The sequence below is a fragment of the Microbacterium sp. NPDC055502 genome, assembly GCF_053643635.1.
The window spans coordinates 395,712-412,326 of record NZ_JBSHKJ010000001.1; the positions used below are offsets into that span (position 1 = coordinate 395,712).

The 16,615-nt window shown below is 72.3% G+C and carries 16 protein-coding genes; 5 read left to right on the forward strand and 11 right to left on the reverse strand.

The window, feature by feature from the left end; genetic code table 11:
• Positions 1-74 precede the first annotated feature (74 nt).
• Positions 75-2,213 (forward strand): alpha-galactosidase, encoded by a 2,139-nt coding sequence (locus tag ACWH95_RS02045; RefSeq protein ID WP_454120073.1) that lies wholly within the window; start codon positions 75-77, stop codon positions 2,211-2,213.
• A 52-nt stretch (positions 2,214-2,265) separates the two neighbouring features.
• Here the strand turns inward: ACWH95_RS02045 and ACWH95_RS02050 are convergent, their stop codons facing one another.
• The 6 genes from ACWH95_RS02050 to ACWH95_RS02075 form a co-directional block, all read right to left on the reverse strand.
• Complete coding sequence (locus ACWH95_RS02050) at positions 2,266-4,980, reverse strand: glycoside hydrolase family 97 catalytic domain-containing protein (RefSeq protein WP_454120074.1); 2,715 nt, start codon at positions 4,978-4,980, stop codon at positions 2,266-2,268.
• Positions 4,981-5,074: 94 nt separating this feature from the next.
• On the reverse strand, positions 5,075-5,536 hold the full coding sequence (locus tag ACWH95_RS02055) for an SRPBCC domain-containing protein (RefSeq protein WP_136034748.1): 462 nt from the start codon (positions 5,534-5,536) through the stop codon (positions 5,075-5,077).
• Positions 5,537-5,545: 9 nt separating this feature from the next.
• Positions 5,546-6,190, reverse strand: a complete 645-nt coding sequence (locus ACWH95_RS02060) for a dihydrofolate reductase family protein (protein ID WP_206252730.1) — start codon at positions 6,188-6,190, stop codon at positions 5,546-5,548.
• Position 6,191: 1 nt separating this feature from the next.
• The gene (locus ACWH95_RS02065) at positions 6,192-6,530 is read right to left on the reverse strand and encodes an ArsR/SmtB family transcription factor (protein ID WP_136035516.1); all 339 of its coding nucleotides are present in this window, start codon (positions 6,528-6,530) and stop codon (positions 6,192-6,194) included.
• Between the two features lie 32 nt (positions 6,531-6,562).
• Complete coding sequence (locus ACWH95_RS02070; RefSeq protein WP_454120075.1) at positions 6,563-7,495, reverse strand: aminoglycoside phosphotransferase family protein; 933 nt, start codon at positions 7,493-7,495, stop codon at positions 6,563-6,565.
• Between the two features lie 13 nt (positions 7,496-7,508).
• Complete coding sequence (locus ACWH95_RS02075; protein WP_454120076.1) at positions 7,509-8,960, reverse strand: DHA2 family efflux MFS transporter permease subunit; 1,452 nt, start codon at positions 8,958-8,960, stop codon at positions 7,509-7,511.
• A 91-nt stretch (positions 8,961-9,051) separates the two neighbouring features.
• On the opposite strand from ACWH95_RS02075, the gene ACWH95_RS02080 reads away from it, so the two are divergent.
• Complete coding sequence (locus ACWH95_RS02080) at positions 9,052-9,501, forward strand: MarR family winged helix-turn-helix transcriptional regulator (RefSeq protein ID WP_454120077.1); 450 nt, start codon at positions 9,052-9,054, stop codon at positions 9,499-9,501.
• Here ACWH95_RS02080 and ACWH95_RS02085 read toward each other — a convergent pair.
• The 4 genes from ACWH95_RS02085 to ACWH95_RS02100 all read right to left on the reverse strand — a co-directional run bounded on the left by ACWH95_RS02085 (position 9,474) and on the right by ACWH95_RS02100 (position 13,171).
• Positions 9,474-10,571, reverse strand: a complete 1,098-nt coding sequence (locus ACWH95_RS02085) for a hypothetical protein (RefSeq protein ID WP_454120078.1) — start codon at positions 10,569-10,571, stop codon at positions 9,474-9,476. The two genes, ACWH95_RS02080 and ACWH95_RS02085, sit on opposite strands and share 28 nt — an antisense overlap.
• Positions 10,572-10,662: 91 nt before the next feature.
• Complete coding sequence (locus ACWH95_RS02090) at positions 10,663-11,319, reverse strand: response regulator transcription factor (RefSeq protein WP_247637740.1); 657 nt, start codon at positions 11,317-11,319, stop codon at positions 10,663-10,665.
• On the reverse strand, positions 11,316-12,482 hold the full coding sequence (locus ACWH95_RS02095) for a sensor histidine kinase (RefSeq protein ID WP_247637741.1): 1,167 nt from the start codon (positions 12,480-12,482) through the stop codon (positions 11,316-11,318). The genes ACWH95_RS02090 and ACWH95_RS02095 overlap by 4 nt, the downstream gene beginning before the upstream one ends.
• A 35-nt stretch (positions 12,483-12,517) precedes the next feature.
• Positions 12,518-13,171, reverse strand: coding sequence for a TetR/AcrR family transcriptional regulator (locus ACWH95_RS02100; RefSeq protein WP_454120079.1), 654 nt, complete (start codon positions 13,169-13,171; stop codon positions 12,518-12,520).
• Between the two features lie 66 nt (positions 13,172-13,237).
• Here ACWH95_RS02100 and ACWH95_RS02105 point away from each other — a divergent pair, with 66 nt between their 5' ends.
• From ACWH95_RS02105 to ACWH95_RS02115, 3 genes are read left to right on the forward strand one after another with little or no spacing between them, the layout of a single operon-like run.
• Entirely contained in the window at positions 13,238-14,131 is an 894-nt protein-coding gene (locus ACWH95_RS02105; protein WP_454120080.1) for an SDR family oxidoreductase, read from the forward strand.
• A 12-nt stretch (positions 14,132-14,143) separates the two neighbouring features.
• Entirely contained in the window at positions 14,144-14,773 is a 630-nt protein-coding gene (locus tag ACWH95_RS02110; RefSeq protein WP_136036087.1) for an ABC transporter ATP-binding protein, read from the forward strand.
• Entirely contained in the window at positions 14,770-16,272 is a 1,503-nt protein-coding gene (locus tag ACWH95_RS02115; RefSeq protein WP_247637743.1) for a hypothetical protein, read from the forward strand. Before ACWH95_RS02110 ends, ACWH95_RS02115 begins: the two co-directional genes overlap by 4 nt.
• Before the next feature lie 48 nt (positions 16,273-16,320).
• Here ACWH95_RS02115 and ACWH95_RS02120 read toward each other — a convergent pair whose 3' ends face one another.
• Positions 16,321-16,605, reverse strand: a complete 285-nt coding sequence (locus ACWH95_RS02120; RefSeq protein WP_136035216.1) for a DUF1905 domain-containing protein — start codon at positions 16,603-16,605, stop codon at positions 16,321-16,323.
• Positions 16,606-16,615 lie beyond the last annotated feature (10 nt).

Genomic DNA, 16,615 nt, shown 5'->3' on the forward strand with positions numbered 1-16,615 from the left:
GTGTCGAGGATACGCATGATTAATTCATGACGTCAAGTATGAAACTTCACGATGAACAGAAAGTCCGGGACGGGGTGACGGTCACGCCGGAGTACGCCCACCTCTCGCGCTCCGGGACGAGCATCGTCTTCGCGTTCGACGTTTTCGGGCTCCCGTCCGTCGCGCACTGGGGGGCCGCCCTCCGCGACGAGGAGCTCGACGGCCTCCTCGCCAGCACCGCTCCCGCGGCCATGAACAGCTCTCTCGACCTGCCTCGCTCGTTCTCGATCGCCGCCTCCAGGGCGTTCGGCTGGTCGGGCACCCCCGCGCTCGACGTGCACGACGACGACGTCGTGATCGAGCGCTTCGAGCTCCACCGCGTCGAGCACGATGCCGACGGCGTCGTCTTCACGCTCCGCGACGAGAGCTCCTCGGTCGACGCGGCCTTCGCCTACCGCCTCGATGCCGCGGGCCTTCTTCACGCCGACATCCGCATCGACAACCTCACCTCCGACCGCTGGATCGACGTCGCCGCGGCCCGCGTGCTGCTGCCCCTTCCGGCGCGCGCGCAGGAGCTGCTCGACTTCACCGGCCGCTGGACGCACGAGCACCACCCGCAGCGGTCCGAGCTGCGCGACGGCACCTGGCTGCGCTCCTCCCGACGCGGGCGGCCGGGGCACGACTCCGCGTTCCTCACCGCGACGGGCACGCGCGGATTCCGGTTCCGCAGCGGAGAGGTGTGGGCCGCCCATCTGGCCTGGAGCGGCAACCAGGAGGTGCTCGTGGAGCGGCTCCCCGAGGGCGCCGGGGTGCACAGCAGCGTGCTCGGCGCCGGCGAACTCCTCGACCACGGCGAGGTCGGGCTCGGTCCCGGCGAGTCGTACCCCTCCCCCACGGCCGTGTTCGCGTGGAGCGACCGCGGGCTCGACGGCCTGACCGCGCGGTTCCACGAGGCGATCCGCGCCCGGCCCACGCACCCGCGGTCGCCGCGCCCCCTGCTGCTCAACACGTGGGAGGCCGTGTACTTCGACCACGACATCGACACCCTGCGCGAGCTCGCGCGCGTCGCCGCCGAGGTCGGCGTGGAGCGGTTCGTGCTCGACGACGGCTGGTTCCGCGGTCGCCGCGGCGACACCGCGGGCCTGGGCGACTGGTACGTCGACGACACCGTGTGGCCGGAGGGACTGCGGCCCCTCGCCGACCAGGTGCACGGCCTCGGCATGCAGTTCGGCCTCTGGGTCGAGCCCGAGATGGTCAACCCCGACTCCGACCTCGCGCGCGCCCACCCCGACTGGATCCTCGGGGAGGACCCGCGGCTCGAGTCGCGGCACCAGTTCGTCCTCGACCTCTCGCAGGACGAGGTCGTGGCGTACCTCGTGGAACGCCTCGACGAGATCGTGCACTCCTCCACGGCGGACTTCCTCAAGTGGGACCACAACCGCGACCTCCACGCCGCCACCGGTGCACGCGGCGACCGGAGGGTGCACGCGCACACCCTCGGCGTGTACCGGGTGTTCGAGGAGCTGCGCCGTCGCCATCCGCACCTGGAGATCGAGTCGTGCGCGAGCGGAGGGGCGCGGGCCGACCTCGGCATCCTCCGCGTGACCGACCGCGTGTGGGCCTCCGACTGCAACGACCCGGTCGAGCGGCAGGCGATCCAGCGCTGGACGCAGACGCTCCTCCCGCCCGAACTGATCGGCGCGCACGTCGGTCCGACCGAGTCGCACACGACCCACCGTCACGCGGACTTCTCGTTCCGGGCCATCACGGCGCTCTTCGGTCACGCCGGGCTGGAGTGGGACCTCACCCGCATCACCGCGGAGGAGAAGGCGCAGGTCGCCGCGTGGACGGCGCTGTACCGCGAGCTGCGCGGCCTGCTGCACGGCGGCACCACCGTGCGCGGCGATGAGGTGGACGACGGCGCCCTGCTGCACGGGGTGGTCGACACCGCGCAGACCGAGGCGGTGTTCGCGTGGGTGCGGACGGCGACGAGCGCGACAGCGCACAGTCCGCGCGTGCCGATCCCCGGGCTCGATCCCGCACAGCACTACCGCGTGCGGATCCGGGAGGAGGTGGGCGCGGCCAGCCGTCACCAGGTCGCCGACCCGGCGTGGGTGGAAGCCGCGCCCGAGCTGACGTTCACGGGAGCCGTGCTCGCGCAGGGCCTGCCGCTGCCGGTGCTCAATCCCGGGCAGGCGATGCTGCTGCACCTCACCGCGACCCCCGCGGACTGAGCACGGAAGAGGGGCGGCGCGGTCGATCCGCGCCGCCCCTCCTGTGTGTCCGCTACTGCCGCACGATGATGCGGTCGATGTCGGGCGCGTAGGCCCCGGCCGCGTCGAACGTGATGGTGTTCGACCCTGCCGCGAGCGGCAGGTGCACGGTCTGCGTGCTGATGTCGTTCCAGTCGGCGGTGACCGGGAACGCGACCGTGATCGGCGCTCCCCCGTTCACCCTGACCTGCACCGACCGCGCCGTGGCGGCCGCATACCGGATGTGCACGGTGGTCGATCCCGCCTGCTGCGCCTGCACCCCGGTGAAGGCGAGGGTGGACGCGCCGTAGAGGTCGCCGACCTTCTGCCCGGAGCACTCCGGTCCGGTGCACGCCACGACGGCCGCGGTGCCGGTGCGGGTGTTGCCGGTCGCCTCCGCCTCGTAGGAGCGCAGCACGATGATGCGGTCGATGTCGGGGGCGTAGCTGCTGCCGCCGATCGTGATCGTGTTGGCGCCGGCAGCGAGGGTCACGGGCACCTCGACGTCGCGCACGATGTCCCAGCCGCTCGGGTTGCCCGCGTTGCCCTTGCCGGAGCGCGGCGGGCTGACGGTCTGCGCGGCCCCGCCGTTGACGGAGACCGTGAACGAGCGCGGGTCCTCGGCCAGGTAGCCCACCCGCAGCACGTACGTCCCCGCCGTGGCGGCCTGGACGCCGTTGAAGCGCACGGTGGCACCGTTGCCGAGGCTGCCGACCTTCGAGCCGCCGGAGCAGCCGGGGCATGCGGCGACGCTGGCGCCGCCCGCGAGCGTGTTGCCGCTCGCCTCGGCCTCCAGCACACGGTCACCGGTACCGGCGAAGGGCAGCGGCGTCGCGCTGATCTGCACCGTCAGGCCGCCGTTCGCGCGCACCGGGATCGCCAGGGTCGAGCTCGACGTCACAGTGCGTGTCTCGGTCACGATCTGCCGGTCGGTCGCGCCGTCCTTGAACAGGGTGGCGGTGTACGAGCCGGAGCCCAGGAACGTGAGCGGGATGTTCGTGGTGCGCGCCGTGTCGGACACCGAGCCGATGAACCAGTCCGATCCCGTCCGCCGCGCGATGGTCGCGTAGTCGCCCGGGAACCCCTCGATCAGTCGGCTCTCGTCCCACACGGTCGGAACCGCACTCAGCACGTGCCGCCCCACCCAGGTCTCGTACGCGGCGGCCGAGTCGGCGAAGTGCTGCATGGCCGAGCTGAACAGCACGCTCTGCGCGAGCTGGTGCGCGTGGGTGGTGAGCAGGTTCGAGTTGGAGAAGATCACGGGCGTCATGTCCATGCCGCCGATCGGGTTGCGGGTGAACGGGTACGTCGCCGTGTCGGTGCCCGTCGGCGGCCGACCGTACTTGTACTGCTCGCTGCCGAGCACGGCCTCCGAGGTGATGAGGTTCGGATAGGTGCGGTTCTCCCCCGCGGGCTTCGTGCTGCCGTGGAAGTTGACGAGCACCTTCGCCTTCATCGCCGCCTTCGCGATCCGGTCGTACAGGGCCATGGTCTCCAGCCGGTCGGACTGCATGAAGTCGATCTTGACCCCGGCGACCCCGCGGTTCGCGATCGCCTGCATCGCGGTGTCGAGCTGCGCCTGCGTGTAGTAGCTGCCGTCGCTGTTGACGTAGTCGCCCTTGTTCTTCCAGATGAACACGCCGATGTCACGCTTCTTGCCGTAGGCGACGAGCTGCTCGATCGAGCCGTCGCCGTCGTTGTAGCAGCAGTCCACCGTCACGAACTGCATGCCCAGCTGCTCGGCGGTGTCGATGTACTCCTTCTGCGAGCGCAGCATGTCGTCGCCCTCCGAGGCCTTCTCCTCGTTCGACCACCACGACCACAGCGCCTTGCCCGGACGGATCCACGACGTGTCGGTGCCCGCGGCGGGTGCCGGGTTGAGGTCGGTGATGAGGGAGGTGTTGACGATGGCGTCGAGCGAGGAGCTGACGGCGATCGCGCGCCACGGCGTGGTGAAGGAGCCGGTGGTCGCGACCTGGGTGCCGGCGGTGGACGTGTCGAACACGTTGCTGTCCGGGCCGGGGAGCTGCACCTTCAGCGTGCGGTTGTTGTTGCCCTGCGCGTCGAGCCGGACGGCCGGGTAGGTGGGGTTCACGTACACCGCGGCCTCGGAGATCAGCGCCCATTTGGCGTTGTTCGACAGGCTGGCGAGCGTCGGCATCGCGAAGTGACGCGACCCCATCGACATGGCGGATACGTAGGGGTAGGCGTCTTCATAGTCCCTCGCCGACCGGTAGTCGCTCGCCCACAGCCCGGTGTTCGCGGGGAGGGCGAAGGTCGTCGCCTCGCGGGTGATGGTGGTCGATCCCACGCCCGACACCTGGTAGCGGAACGCGACGCCGTCGTTCTGGGCGCGCACCACGACCGCGAGCTGCGCGGATCCGCGGGTGAACGTGAGCGTCATCTGGTTCGCCGACGACGAGATCGGGCCGTCGAAGTGCTCCACGAGGGAGTAGTTCTGCACGACGGGGGTGGTCGTCTCGGTGCCGAACGTGAGGCTGGTCGACAGGTCGACCGCGGACGTGACGACGCCCATCTTCGAGCTGTCGATCACGGCGAGGCCGCCCTGCACGACCGAGTACGACAGCGATCCGTCGTTCTCGTGCCGCACCGTGAGCGACGTCTGCCCATCGGGCGACGTGACGGTGTGATCGGTGGACGCGAGCGCCGGTGAGGCCGACGCGAGCACCCCCATGGACAGGACCAGCGCGGCCACCGTGGCCAGCGACGTCCTCTGGAGTTTCGCCATCATGGCTCCTTCCGCCCCCGCGTCGTCGCGGTGACGCGACTATATTGACACCGTAAAGTTACGCCGTCAAGAAAGTCGCCGAAGGAGCGGGGGCTCAGGCGAGGAAGGATCCGAGCGCGTCGAGGAGCCCGCGCGTCCCGGCCTCGCGCCCTGGTCCGTCGTCCCAGAACCGGTCGAGGAAGACGCCGTGCTCGGTGTGGGTGAAGCGCGTGCCGAGGTCGACCGCCTCGAACTCCAGGGATGCGACCGAGGTCGACATGTGCTCCCCGTCCAGCCACATGTCGTACGCGGTGACGATCCGCACCCGGTCGACGATGTCGGTGTAGGTGGCCACGTACCGCGACACGGGTCCGTCGTGGAACCGCCCCTCGTGGACGTCGCGCCCGCCGACACGGAAGTCGAACGCCCACTCCCGCTCTTCGATGGCGTCCGCGTCGCCCCACCATCCGCGTTTCTGGTCCTCGTCCGCGAACGCGGCCCACACCCGGTCGAGCGGCGCGGGGTAGTCGCGGGTGAGGGTGAATCCGGAGTGTGCGAGCCGGTGCTCCGTCGTCATCGCGGTGTCCTATCGCGTCAGGGTGACGTGGACGACGCCGCTCTCGGCCGCTTCCGTCGTCACGGTGTAGGTGTTCTCGAAGCCGGTCAGGTCGTCCCACAGGCGGTATCCGCGGCCGAGGAAGAGCGGCGCGACCAGGAGGTGCAGGTCGTCGACGAGTCCCGCGCGCAGGAACGCCTGCGCCGTGCGGTACCCGCCGCCGATCCGCACGTCGAGGTCGCCGGCGGCGTCGGACGCCTCGGCGAGCACGTCCTCGATCGCGGCGTCGCGGAAGTGGAACGTGGTGCCGCCGTCCATCGGGATCGATGGGCGGGGGGCGGTGCGGGTGAGCACGTAGACGGGCGTGCCGAACGGCGGGGTGTCGCCCCACCATCCCTTCCAGTCGGGGTCGTCGGGGTGGGAGTGGAGGCCGAACATCCCCGCGCCCATGATCTCGGCACCGACGCCCTGGAAGAACGCGCGGGCGTAGCGGTCGTCGACACCGGTGGTTCCGGCGCCGCTGGTGTCGCCGAAGATCCTCTCGCGGAACGTGCGGGTGCCCGCGTAGGCCGCGGTGAGGCGCCCCCAGTCCTCCCCCATGGGGCTGTCGGGTGTGAGGTCGGAGGGCGTGTAGCCGTCCAGGGAGGCGAACAGGTCCATGCGGACGCGGGTCATGTCAGTGCTCCTTCGGGGCGGTGCGGGCGAGGTGGATGCCCAGCCGGTCGGCCCTGTGCTCGGCCGGTGTGCGCTGCTGGCCGAGCCAGAGGTGGAGCACGTCGAGGCCGCCGGGGCGCAGGGTGACCGTGCGGACCCTGCCCTGCTTCTCCGACGTGATCACCCCCGCGGCCTCCAGGACTCCGAGGTGCTGCAGCAGCGAGGGCAGCGTCATCGTGAACGGCGCCGCGAGCTCCGAGACGATGGCGGGCGATGAGGCGAGCCTCTCGACGATCGCCCGGCGCGTGGGGTCCGCGAGGGCGCGGAGCACGGCGTCGAGGTCGTCGGGATACTTAGGCATATACCTAAGTATTAGGCGGGGTGCCTCTCCCGTCAAGACCCTTCGCCGACGCCGACAGAGGCGAGCGCCTCGTCCACGACCTTCGCCGGGACACCGATGGCGGTGTGACCGTCTTCGATGTCCCACAGCGTGTTCTGCAGCAGCCGCGCGCGCGTCCACGCGGCGGCGCGGCGGCGATCCAGGTCGAGCATCTCGGTCAGGATGTCGAAGCGGCGGCGCACGAGACCCACGGCGTCGGCCGCCCCGCCGGCACTCCACCGGCTGTCCAGGGCGGGCCAGAGGTCGAATCCGGGATCACCCACGAGCGGCTCGGGGTCGATCGCCAGCCACGGTGCACGGTCGGCGGCGAGCACGTTGCCGTCGTGCAGGTCCCAGTGCAGGAGGCGATCTCCGGGCTCGGGCTGCACCTCCGCGACGGTGCGCACCCACCGGTCGAGCCGCGTGCGGTCGTCGCCGTCGAGCACCCGCGCCGCGGCAGGCGCCGCCTCGATCATCTCCGCCGCGACCACCCCGAGGCGCGGAAGACCCTCCGGGGCGGGTGCGCGATGCAGCTGCCGCAGCAGGTCGCCGATGACCCGGACGACCTCGTCGTCGTCGTCGATCGCGGCGAGTGGTCGCTCGGCATCCAGGCGCTCGAGCAGCATGGCACCCCGGGTTTCGTCGCTGTCCAGAAGGCGGACGGCACCCCGTCCGTCCCAGCGGGTGAGACCGAGGATCGCCGCCGTGGTCTCGGGGCGCGGCACCTGCAGCTTGAGCGCGGCCGGGGCGCCCTCCTCGCCGCGCACCGGCACGACGATGCCCGCCTCCCCCGCCCGCACCTCGCCGTCGGGTCGCAGCGCCCACCGCTGGAAGAGCTCGTGCGCGACCGCGGGGACAGCGCTCACCCACTCCCTGGTCGCGGCGTCGCCGGCCTCGAACCGCTCGCGGATCGGACGCGGAAGAGCGAGTCGGTCCTCGTTGGTCATGCTCGCCAGTCCATCACAGCGCGGTCGGCACGTCGCGTCGATCCCGGTCCGCGGACCCCTGGGCCTCCTCCGGGATCCGTCGCCGCAGCACGACCCCCGCGACGACGAGCGCGACGCCGAGGACGCCCGCGATCGCGAGGGCTCCGACCGCGAGCCCGTCGCGGAGTGCGACCCGCTCGTCGGCGCCGGCAGCGACGAGCGTCGACGTGACCGCCCCGCTGAGAGACGCGACGACCGCCGTCCAGACCGCACCGCCGATCATCCCGGTCGAGTTGGCGAGCCCCGACACCACGCCGACCTGGTCCGGCGCGGCGCCGGACATCGCGAGGCCCATGATCGGCGGGAGCACGGTGCCGATGCCGAGGCCCAGCAGGAGCAGCGGAACGAGCACGTCCGCGAGGTAGCCCCCGTCGACGGGCACGTGCGAGAGCAGCAGCGCACCCGCCAGGAAGACCAGGAGTCCCAGGACGAGCGCGATCCGCTCGCCGAAGCGCGCCGTGACGAACGGGGCGAGGAGGATCGAGGCGATCGCGGTGACGACCGTCAGCGGAACGAACGACAGCGCCATCTGCATCGGGGCGTATCCGAGCACCTGCTGCAGAAGCAGGGTCGCGAGGAAGAAGGAGCCGTAGAGGGCGCCGGTGACCAGGAACTGCACGACGTTCGCTCCCGCGACGTCGCGATCCTTCAGGATGCGCAGGGCGAGCAGTGGCACCCGCGCGGTGCGCTGCCGCACGACGAACGCGATCAGCAGGACGACGGCGACGCCGAGGGCAACGAGGGTCTGGCCGCCCCAGCCGAGGTGCTCGGCCGTGATGACGCCGTAGACCAGCAGCGACACCGCCGACACGAGCAGACCGGCGCCGAGGATGTCGAGTCCGGCGGTCAGACCGGGGCCGCGACCGCGGGGCAGCAGACGCCAACCGACGACGAGGCTGAGCAGTCCGATCGGGAGGTTGATGAAGAACAGCCACTGCCAGCTGGTCAGCTGCATCAGCACCCCGCCCACGAGGAGCCCGAGCGCACCGCCCCCGGCGAACGTGAAGCTGTAGAACCCGATGGCCCGCGTCTGTTCCCGCTGGTCGGTGAACATGGTCACGATCAGGGCCAGGGTGACCGCGGTGATCATCGCAGCGCCGCTGCCCTGGGCGAAGCGCGAGATCACGAGCATCGTGGCGTTCGACGACAGCCCCGCCGACACCGAGGCGACGGTGAAGACGGACACGCCGATCAGCAGCACGCGCCGATGCCCGATCAGGTCGCCGAGGCGTCCGGCGAAGATCAGCAGACCGCCGTACGCGAGGAGGTAGGCGTTGATCACCCAGGACACCCCGGCCTGGGTGAACCCGAGTTCGCGCTGCATCACCGGCAGCGCGACGTTGACGATGGTCTCGTCGAGGACCGTCATCAGGGTGCCGATGCAGAGGACGCTGAGCGCCGTCCAGCGGGCGCGGGCGGAATTCATGGTGGTGGCCGTTCGATAGGGAAGTGAGGTGGTCAGACAGTAGCAGATGATCTATCTCTAGACGATATAAGTGCGATGCTATTCTGTCGACATGATCGCGCGCACGGTGAGCGACCTCGTGGTGCAGCTGCAGCTGCTGACCCGGTCGATCGAACAGCAGGCCACCGCGCAGTTGGAGACGCAGGACACCACGCTGCGCACGGTGAGCGTCCTCCTCTGCGCCACAGCCGGCGAGAAGACGCAGAAGGAACTCGCGGAACTGGCCTGCCTCGACAAGTCGACGATGGTGAACACCCTCGATGCCCTCGAACGCGCGGGACTGGCCGAGCGGCGCGTCCTGGCGGAGGACCGCCGTGTGCGGATCGTGGAGGTCACCGACCGAGGGCACGCGATCGTGTCGTCCACCGCCGGCGCCCTCGACGACCTCTATTCGTCGCTGCTCGACCGCCTCCCGGAAGAGGACAGGGAGCCCTTCCTGCGCTCCCTGTCCCGGCTCACGCAGGCCCCGTCGCCTCAGCCGGCGGACGCCGTCGCAGGCTGACGGGCCGGTCGTGTGGCCCTGACCATCGCGTATCCCCACGTCGCGAGACCGAGCAGCGGACCCCAGAGCCAGAACGGGAACATGAGCAGCAGATAACCGGTCTCACCGATCGATCCCGTCCCCTCGACCGCGAACTGCAGCCCGGCAGCCGTGAACAGGACGCTCACGACGCTCGCGGGGATGATGGCCAGCGCGGGCGGGACCCGTCGCCCTCCGAGGCCGGCGAGGCTGCGCGGGAACCGGAGACCCCACGGACGGATGAGGCCCAGCGTGAGCACACCGCCCGCCAGCATCCCCGCACCGAGCACGAGACCCACCACCCGGACGGTGGGCTCTGCGGCGAAGAGTTCCGCGCTCCCCCCGAAGAGCGGCCACGGCGTCAGCCAGCTTGCCCGCGCGACGACATAGGGCAGGGCGCAGGCCGCCGCGGCGACCGTGAGCGACCGGCGGTGTCGGAGCACCGCGATGGCCAGCCGCCCGCGGGCACCAGCGGCCTCGCCGATGGTCCAGATCAAGAGACCGGCGGACGCGACGACGTGGGCGAGCGGGACGGCGGCGCCCGGGAGCATCGCACCGAGCGCCTCCGCGACCCGGGGCACGAGCTCGCCCGATCCGAACGCAAGCGCCGCCGCGGCGACACCGATCAGCACAGCCCCGAGCAGAAGCCCCCTCCAGGGACGGCGAAGCGCCACCAGCATCACCAGGGCGACGATTCCCCCGACCACGCTCACCGCGAAGGCGTACCCCGCAACCGGGATGATGCCGCCGGGCGTCGTCAGTGCAAGCAGCAGCGCGGCGACCAGCGCCGCCGTGCGGACGAGCCACGGAGGAACACTGCGGAACACCGCCCTGGCGACCAGCGCACCGACCGAGAGGACGAGCGCGGCCAGCGCACCGATGAGCGAGAGGGCGCGTTCGACCCCGGCGCCGAGGTGGCCCGCGAGACTGGAGGGCAGCGGATCGATGCCCGGGACGACCATCGTCGCCAGGGTGAAGGCGGCGACGGCCAGGGCGCCGGCGGCCACGGCGACGAGAGTGCAGAGGGTGACGGGGCGACTCAGAGGTGACATGCCTCCACGCTAGGAATCCGCGGATCCTCCGACCTCGCCCGCAGGAGGCGTCACCCTCACCCGTCCGGGTGATCCTTCCGGGCCCGCCCGGTCACCCGCGCGGACGCAACAGCCCGTTCTCGTACGCCCAGATGACGACGTGCACGCGGTCGGGCACGTCGAGCTTGGCGAGCACCGCCTTGACGTGCGTCTTCACGGTGTTCGCCGACAGGAAGAGCCGACGCGCGATGTCGTCGTTCGAGGCGCCGGTGGCCAGCGCGCGCGCCACCTCCCGCTCCCGCGGGCTGAGCTGTGCCAGCACCTCGGCCGGATCGACCGTCGGTGCCCCGTCACGCACGAACCCCAGCAGCGCCGCCGTCGCGCGCGGCGACAGCACGGACCCCTCCTCGGCCACCGTGACCGCGGCGTCGGCGAGCGCCTGCGGTGTCGCATCCTTCGTGAGGAAGCCGCTCGCGCCCTCGCGGATCGCGGCGTACACGTACTCGTCGAGGTCGAACGTGGTGAGGATCAGCACGCGGAGGCGGGGACGGATGCGCAGGATCTCGCGCGTCGCAGCGATCCCGTCCATCCCGGGCATGCGGATGTCCATCAGGACCACGTCGACGGCGTGGGCGCGGACGTGCTCGACGGCGGCCTCGCCCGACGCGACGGCGACGACCTCCGCGATGCGCGCGTCCCGTTCGAGGGTCAGCGCGATCGCGGTGCGCAGCAGCTCCTGGTCGTCCACGAGCAGCACCCGCACACTCATGCCGCGCTCCGCGTCACAGGGAGGTCGACCTGCACGCACCAGCCCGCGGGACTCCGGGGTCGTGCGGTGAGCGTGCCACCCGCCAGCCGCACGCGTTCGGCGATCCCGATCAGCCCGATGCCGCTGCCGAGGTCGGACTCGGCAGGACCAGTGCCGCCGTCGTCGGTCACCGTCGCCCGCAGCCGCCCGGGGAGCCAGCGGAGGCGCACGTCGATCACGACCGGGGCCGACGTGTGCCGCAGGGCGTTGGTGAGCGCCTCCCGCACGGCGTGATGCAGCGCGAGGGCGGCGTCGGCGCGCAGCGGACCCCGCTCGCCCGACTCCTCGAGCAGCGCCCGCACCGACGGAGTGCGCACGCTCTCCACGAGGGCCGCGAGGGAGTCGACCGTGGGCAGCGGTTCACGCGGCGCCTCCGGTGCCACGGTCGACCGCATGCTGCGCAGCGCCTCCCGGCCGGTGTCGACGACGATCGCGAGGGAGGCGTCGCTGCGGGCGGGATCGTCGTCGCGCGTCAGCCGAGCGACCTCCGCCTGGGCGATCATGACGGTCACGGCGTGGGCGACGACGTCGTGCAGGTCCCGGCTGATGCGGGCGCGCTCATCCGTGATCGCACGCGCGACGCGGGCCGTGGCGCGCTCCTCGGTCTGATCCCTGCGCACGCGGACGACGAGGCCGAGCGCCCAGGCGGCCGCGATCGCGCCGCAGAGGCCGACGAACGTGCCGAGCCGGAAGTCGCCGAGGTGCGGTTCGACCACCGCGATGAGGGCAGCGCCGCCGATGCCGCCCGCCAGCGCGAGCATCGGGAACGGCCGACGCGAGCGCGCGGCCACCTGGCCGACCACCAGCAGGTAGGCCGCGGCCGACGGCAGGAAGGCGGTGGGGACGGCGGCGGTCGGCGACAGGAGGACGAGGACGAGCATGACCGCGTCGGCGGCGGCGAGGGCGGCGAGGGGATGACGGATCGCGACGAAGGTCGCGGCATGCACGAGCAGGCAGAGGGTGACGACGATGGCGAACGCGAACGGCTCGGGGCGGAACGCCGGGTCCCCCAGCACGGCGAGGCTCGATGGCAGCAGCACGATTGCGGCGATCACGGCGACGAGGAGGTCCACGCGCACCCAGGCGCGCCCCGTCGACTCGACCGCCCCGGTGTCCGACCTCATCGTCCTCATGCTTCCACCCCGCAGGCTCGCGCGGCTCACCCGGACGGGTGAGTTCCGCGGCCTCCGCCGTCGTGCCCACCCGGTGTCGCGGCGGATGGGCGGAACCCGCGGAGGGCCGCGTCCAGCGCCCCGCGCATCGCGGTGCGCCTCCCCTCACCGTCGACGCCGCGGAGAGCGGCGTCGATTCCGGCGCCCTCGACCGCTCCCAGCGCCGCTCCCACCATCGGCGCGACGTCGGCGGCGCCCGCGTCGGTGCGCGCCGAGATCTCCCGGGTGAGTGCGCGCGCCAGCGCCAGGAGCTGAGTGGCGAGGGCGCGCGGGAACTCGCCGCGAGCCCCGAGGGCCGCGCGGATCGATGCCTGCCGAGCGAGCGCCTCGTCGGTGGTGGAGGCGTCGATGAGCACTCGCAGGGCCTCCTGCACGCGGTCGGCGGCGTGCGGTGAGGCACTGCCGTGGGCGGCGCCCAGGGCGAGCGCCGTGAAGTCGTGCACGTGGGCGAAGAGCACGTCCTCCTTCGCGGGGAAGTGCACGTAGAAGGTGCGCTCCGAGACGTTCGCGTGGCGCGCGATCTGGGCGACCGTCGTGGCGTCGTACCCCTGGGCGTGGAAGAGCTCGGACGCGCTGGCCAGCACGGCCTGTCTGGTCCGCCGGCGTCGGGCCTCGTGCCCGTTCTCGTGCGCCTCTCGCATGGATTGAGCCTAGCGTCGCCCCGCCATAAGTTTGCAGATCTGCAATCTTTCGTCCATGCTGTGATCATGGATGCCGACCCCCGCCTGTACGTGGTCACCGGAGCGGACTCCGGCCTCGGCCGCGCCGTCGCCGACCGGCTCTCCGCTCAGGGCCGGGTGATCACGTGCGGCATCGGCGACACGGTCGACGTCCGTGCCGACCTGGCGACGCCCGAGGGCCGCGCGCGGCTGCGCATCGAGGTCGACGCGCGCAGCGGCGGCCGCGTGGACGGCGTCGTCGCGGCGGCCGGCATCGGCGCACCGCGGGTGGAGACCGTGGCCCTCAACTACTTCGGCGCCGTCGCCGTCCTGGAGGACCTGCGGCCGCTTCTCGCCCGGTCAGCCGCCCCCGCCGCCGCCGTCGTGTCCTCGTCGTCGACGCTGAACCGCGGGAGCGGGGCACTGGTGCGGGCGTGCCTGCGGGGCGATGAGGCGACCGCGCGGCGCGTGGCCGCAAGGCTCATCCGCACGCGCCGCGGCAGCCAGCTCTACCGCTCCAGCAAGATCGCTCTCAACCAGTGGATCCGGACCGCCTCCGTGCGGCCGGAGTGGGCGGGTCGCGGCATTGTCGTGAACGCGGTCGCACCGGGGATCATCGCCACGGAACTGGTGATGCGGAACTGGGAGCGCGAGCGGCGCCTGCTGGAGACGGCGCTGCCGCAGCCGCTGGGGGCACCGGGGCCGGTCGCATCCGTCGCCGCCCTGCTCGCCCATGCCGTGTCCGCCGAGAACCGCTTTCTGACCGGCCAGGTCATCCACTGTGACGGCGGGACCGATGCCCTGACGCGGGGCACCCGACCGCAGCGGATCTTCCTGCGCTACCGCCCCCGCGAGATCCGCACACTGCTGCGGGAGTCGCGCCGGCTCAGCGCGCCGCCGTCGCCGACCCGCCCGGACCCCGCTCGGGGGGCGGGCAGCTGAAAGGATGTGTCCATGATCGAGGTGGACGGTGTCACGGTGCACACGGGCGACCTGACCCTCCTCCCGGCCGTCACAGTGTCCGCGCAGCGGGGCTCCGCGCTGGTGATCCGCGGGGCGAACGGCTCGGGCAAGTCGACGCTGCTGCGCGTGCTGGCGGGCACCCGCATGCCCTCGCACGGCCGTGTCCGCATCGACGGAGAGCCGGTGGCGCCGCGTGATCCCGGGTTCCGCCGCCGCGTCGCCGCGATGATCGGCCTGCCGCCGACCGCGCCCGACCTCACGGTGTTCGAGCACGCCCTCCTGGTGGCGACGACGTGGACGGCCGATGCCGCCGGCGCCGCGGAGCAGGCGCGGCGCGTGCTCGCCGAGCTCGGGCTCACCCCCCTCGAGCAACGTTTCCCCCACGAGCTGTCGTCCGGTCAGACGCAGCTGTTCGGCATCGCGCTCGTGCTCGCGCGGCCGTTCGAGGTGCTGATCCTCGACGAGCCGGAGCAGCGCCTCGACCCTGAGCATCTGGAGACGATGATCGGCGTGCTGCGGGCGCGCCGCGCCGACGGTGCCGCCGTGGTCGTGTCGACGCACAGCCCCACGCTCGCGGAGGCGATCGCCGACCAGACGCTCTGGCTGGACGCGGCAGCGTGAGCACCCGCGTCACCGCGGCCGTGCGGGTCTGGCGTTCTCGGAGCGCCCGCACCCGCGCCGACCACGCGTACGCCGCGTACCTCGGGCTCCTGGTGGCGCTGGTGGCGGTCGTCCCCCTCGTCCGCGCGGCGTGGCTGGGTCTGACCGGTCCGCAGGCGACGCTCGCGCTCACCTCGGGCGAAGCGCCTGGCGCGACCGTCGCGATCGTCGCCGGGCTGTGGGGCGGGGCCCTGCTCTGTGGCCCGAAGAGGGGACCGGCACTGCGGGCACCGTTCCTGACGCATGCCCTCGCCTCCGCCGAGCTCGCCCGCGCGGACGTGTTCCGTGGTCCGGTGCTGCGGGCCGGCGTCGTCGTCGCGACCCTGACCACCGCGTCGGCGGCGATGGTGGGCCTTGCCGTGGCCGCGAGCCATGGAACCGGGATGCTCGATGTCACCGTGTTCGTCGTGGCGGGCGCGCTGGTCGGCGTCATCGCGACGATCCTGTGGCTGATCGGCCAGGTGTTTCCTCGCGCGGCGTTGCCGGGTGCGGCGGCGGTCGTCGCCCTCGGCGCCGCGACCACGGCCACACCGGGTCTGCGGCCGTTCACGCCCTGGGGCTGGGCCGGGCTCGCGTTCCCCGCCGGCGACGCACTTTCCGCGCTCGCCGCGCTGGTCGCGCTGAGCGCGCTGGCCACCGGGCTGTCCGCGACGGTGCCGATGCTGCTGGATCGGCTGGAGCTCACCGACCTGCTCGCCCAGTCGCTGCGCTGGGACTCGGCGACCGTGCGGGCGACGGGGATGGACTTCGGGGCCGCGGCCGCGGTCTACCGGACTCCCCCGCGGGTCGGTCGACGGCTTCGTGCCGTGCGGCCGCACCGATGGTCCGCGGTCGTGGTGCTGCGCAGCGACGCGATCGGAGCCGTGCGCACGCCCGGTCGGCTCCTCCTCGGTGTGGTCGCCGTTGCCGGCGCCGGCGTGCTGGGCGCGTTCGCCGTGGGCGCGTCGGGGCAGCAGTGGGCCTGGGGTGCGGCGGCCGGCGTGCTCCTGTTCGCCGGGCTCGGTCCCCTCACCGACGGGATCCGGCACGCCGTGGCCGCGGCCGCCGATCTGCCGCTCTATGGGATGAGCGACGAACGACTCCTCGCCGGACACGCCCTCTTCCCGGTGTCCGTCTCGACCGCCGTGCTGCTCGTGGTGGCGGTCGTGTGCGCGGCCGCGACGGGGTCGACCGTCTGGCCACCGGTCCTCGGAGTGCTGCTCCTCGGACTGTTCGGGGTCCTCACGCGGCTGGCGACCGCACTCCAGGGGCCGCTTCCGCCCGCGCTGCTCGCGCCGATGCCGACGCCGATGGGCGACCTCGGTGGCGCCGTGCGCTTCGCCTGGGCACTCCAGGGGGTGCTGCTCGCGGGGCTCGCGGGCGCCGCGACCGCGATGATCGTCGACGTGCCCGGCTTCGCGCTCGGCACCGCGGTCGTCCTGATCGGGCTCTGCGCGCACCGCTGGCGCCACCGGCACTAGGACCACCGGCACTAGGACCACCGGTGCGGGCCGTGCCGAGACCCGCGGTCAGTTCAGGCGCTCGGTCAGGTGCACCGTGACGCTGTCGCCGTCGGTCTTGCCGATGCGCCGGCGGATGGCGGCCGCGACGGGGAGCTTGTGCGTGCCGTCGCCGAGGGCCATGAACGCGCCGCGGAAGGGTTCGCCGTCGACCGTTCCCGCGACCTTCACCAGGCCGCGCGTTCCGAAGACCGTCGCCGAGTCGGGCAGTTGCACGCACGTCCAGGTGTCGCCGTCGCGGACCTTGCCGAGCGTCGCGGTGAAGGTGATGTCGAGCGGAGTGCTGTTCGTCATGGTGGCTCCC

Bases quoted from the DNA above. Each gene is read 5' to 3' on its own strand.
- ACWH95_RS02050 (WP_454120074.1), bottom strand. From the start codon at position 4,980: ATGGCGAAACTCCAGAGGACGTCGCTGGCCACGGTGGCCGCGCTGGTC.
- ACWH95_RS02055 (WP_136034748.1), bottom strand. From the start codon at position 5,536: ATGACGACGGAGCACCGGCTCGCACACTCCGGATTCACCCTCACCCGC.
- ACWH95_RS02060 (WP_206252730.1), bottom strand. From the start codon at position 6,190: ATGACCCGCGTCCGCATGGACCTGTTCGCCTCCCTGGACGGCTACACG.
- ACWH95_RS02065 (WP_136035516.1), bottom strand. From the start codon at position 6,530: ATGCCTAAGTATCCCGACGACCTCGACGCCGTGCTCCGCGCCCTCGCG.
- ACWH95_RS02070 (WP_454120075.1), bottom strand. From the start codon at position 7,495: ATGACCAACGAGGACCGACTCGCTCTTCCGCGTCCGATCCGCGAGCGG.
- ACWH95_RS02075 (WP_454120076.1), bottom strand. From the start codon at position 8,960: ATGAATTCCGCCCGCGCCCGCTGGACGGCGCTCAGCGTCCTCTGCATC.
- ACWH95_RS02080 (WP_454120077.1), top strand. From the start codon at position 9,052: ATGATCGCGCGCACGGTGAGCGACCTCGTGGTGCAGCTGCAGCTGCTG.
- ACWH95_RS02085 (WP_454120078.1), bottom strand. From the start codon at position 10,571: ATGTCACCTCTGAGTCGCCCCGTCACCCTCTGCACTCTCGTCGCCGTG.
- ACWH95_RS02090 (WP_247637740.1), bottom strand. From the start codon at position 11,319: ATGAGTGTGCGGGTGCTGCTCGTGGACGACCAGGAGCTGCTGCGCACC.
- ACWH95_RS02095 (WP_247637741.1), bottom strand. From the start codon at position 12,482: ATGAGGTCGGACACCGGGGCGGTCGAGTCGACGGGGCGCGCCTGGGTG.
- ACWH95_RS02100 (WP_454120079.1), bottom strand. From the start codon at position 13,171: ATGCGAGAGGCGCACGAGAACGGGCACGAGGCCCGACGCCGGCGGACC.
- ACWH95_RS02105 (WP_454120080.1), top strand. From the start codon at position 13,238: ATGGATGCCGACCCCCGCCTGTACGTGGTCACCGGAGCGGACTCCGGC.
- ACWH95_RS02110 (WP_136036087.1), top strand. From the start codon at position 14,144: ATGATCGAGGTGGACGGTGTCACGGTGCACACGGGCGACCTGACCCTC.
- ACWH95_RS02120 (WP_136035216.1), bottom strand. From the start codon at position 16,605: ATGACGAACAGCACTCCGCTCGACATCACCTTCACCGCGACGCTCGGC.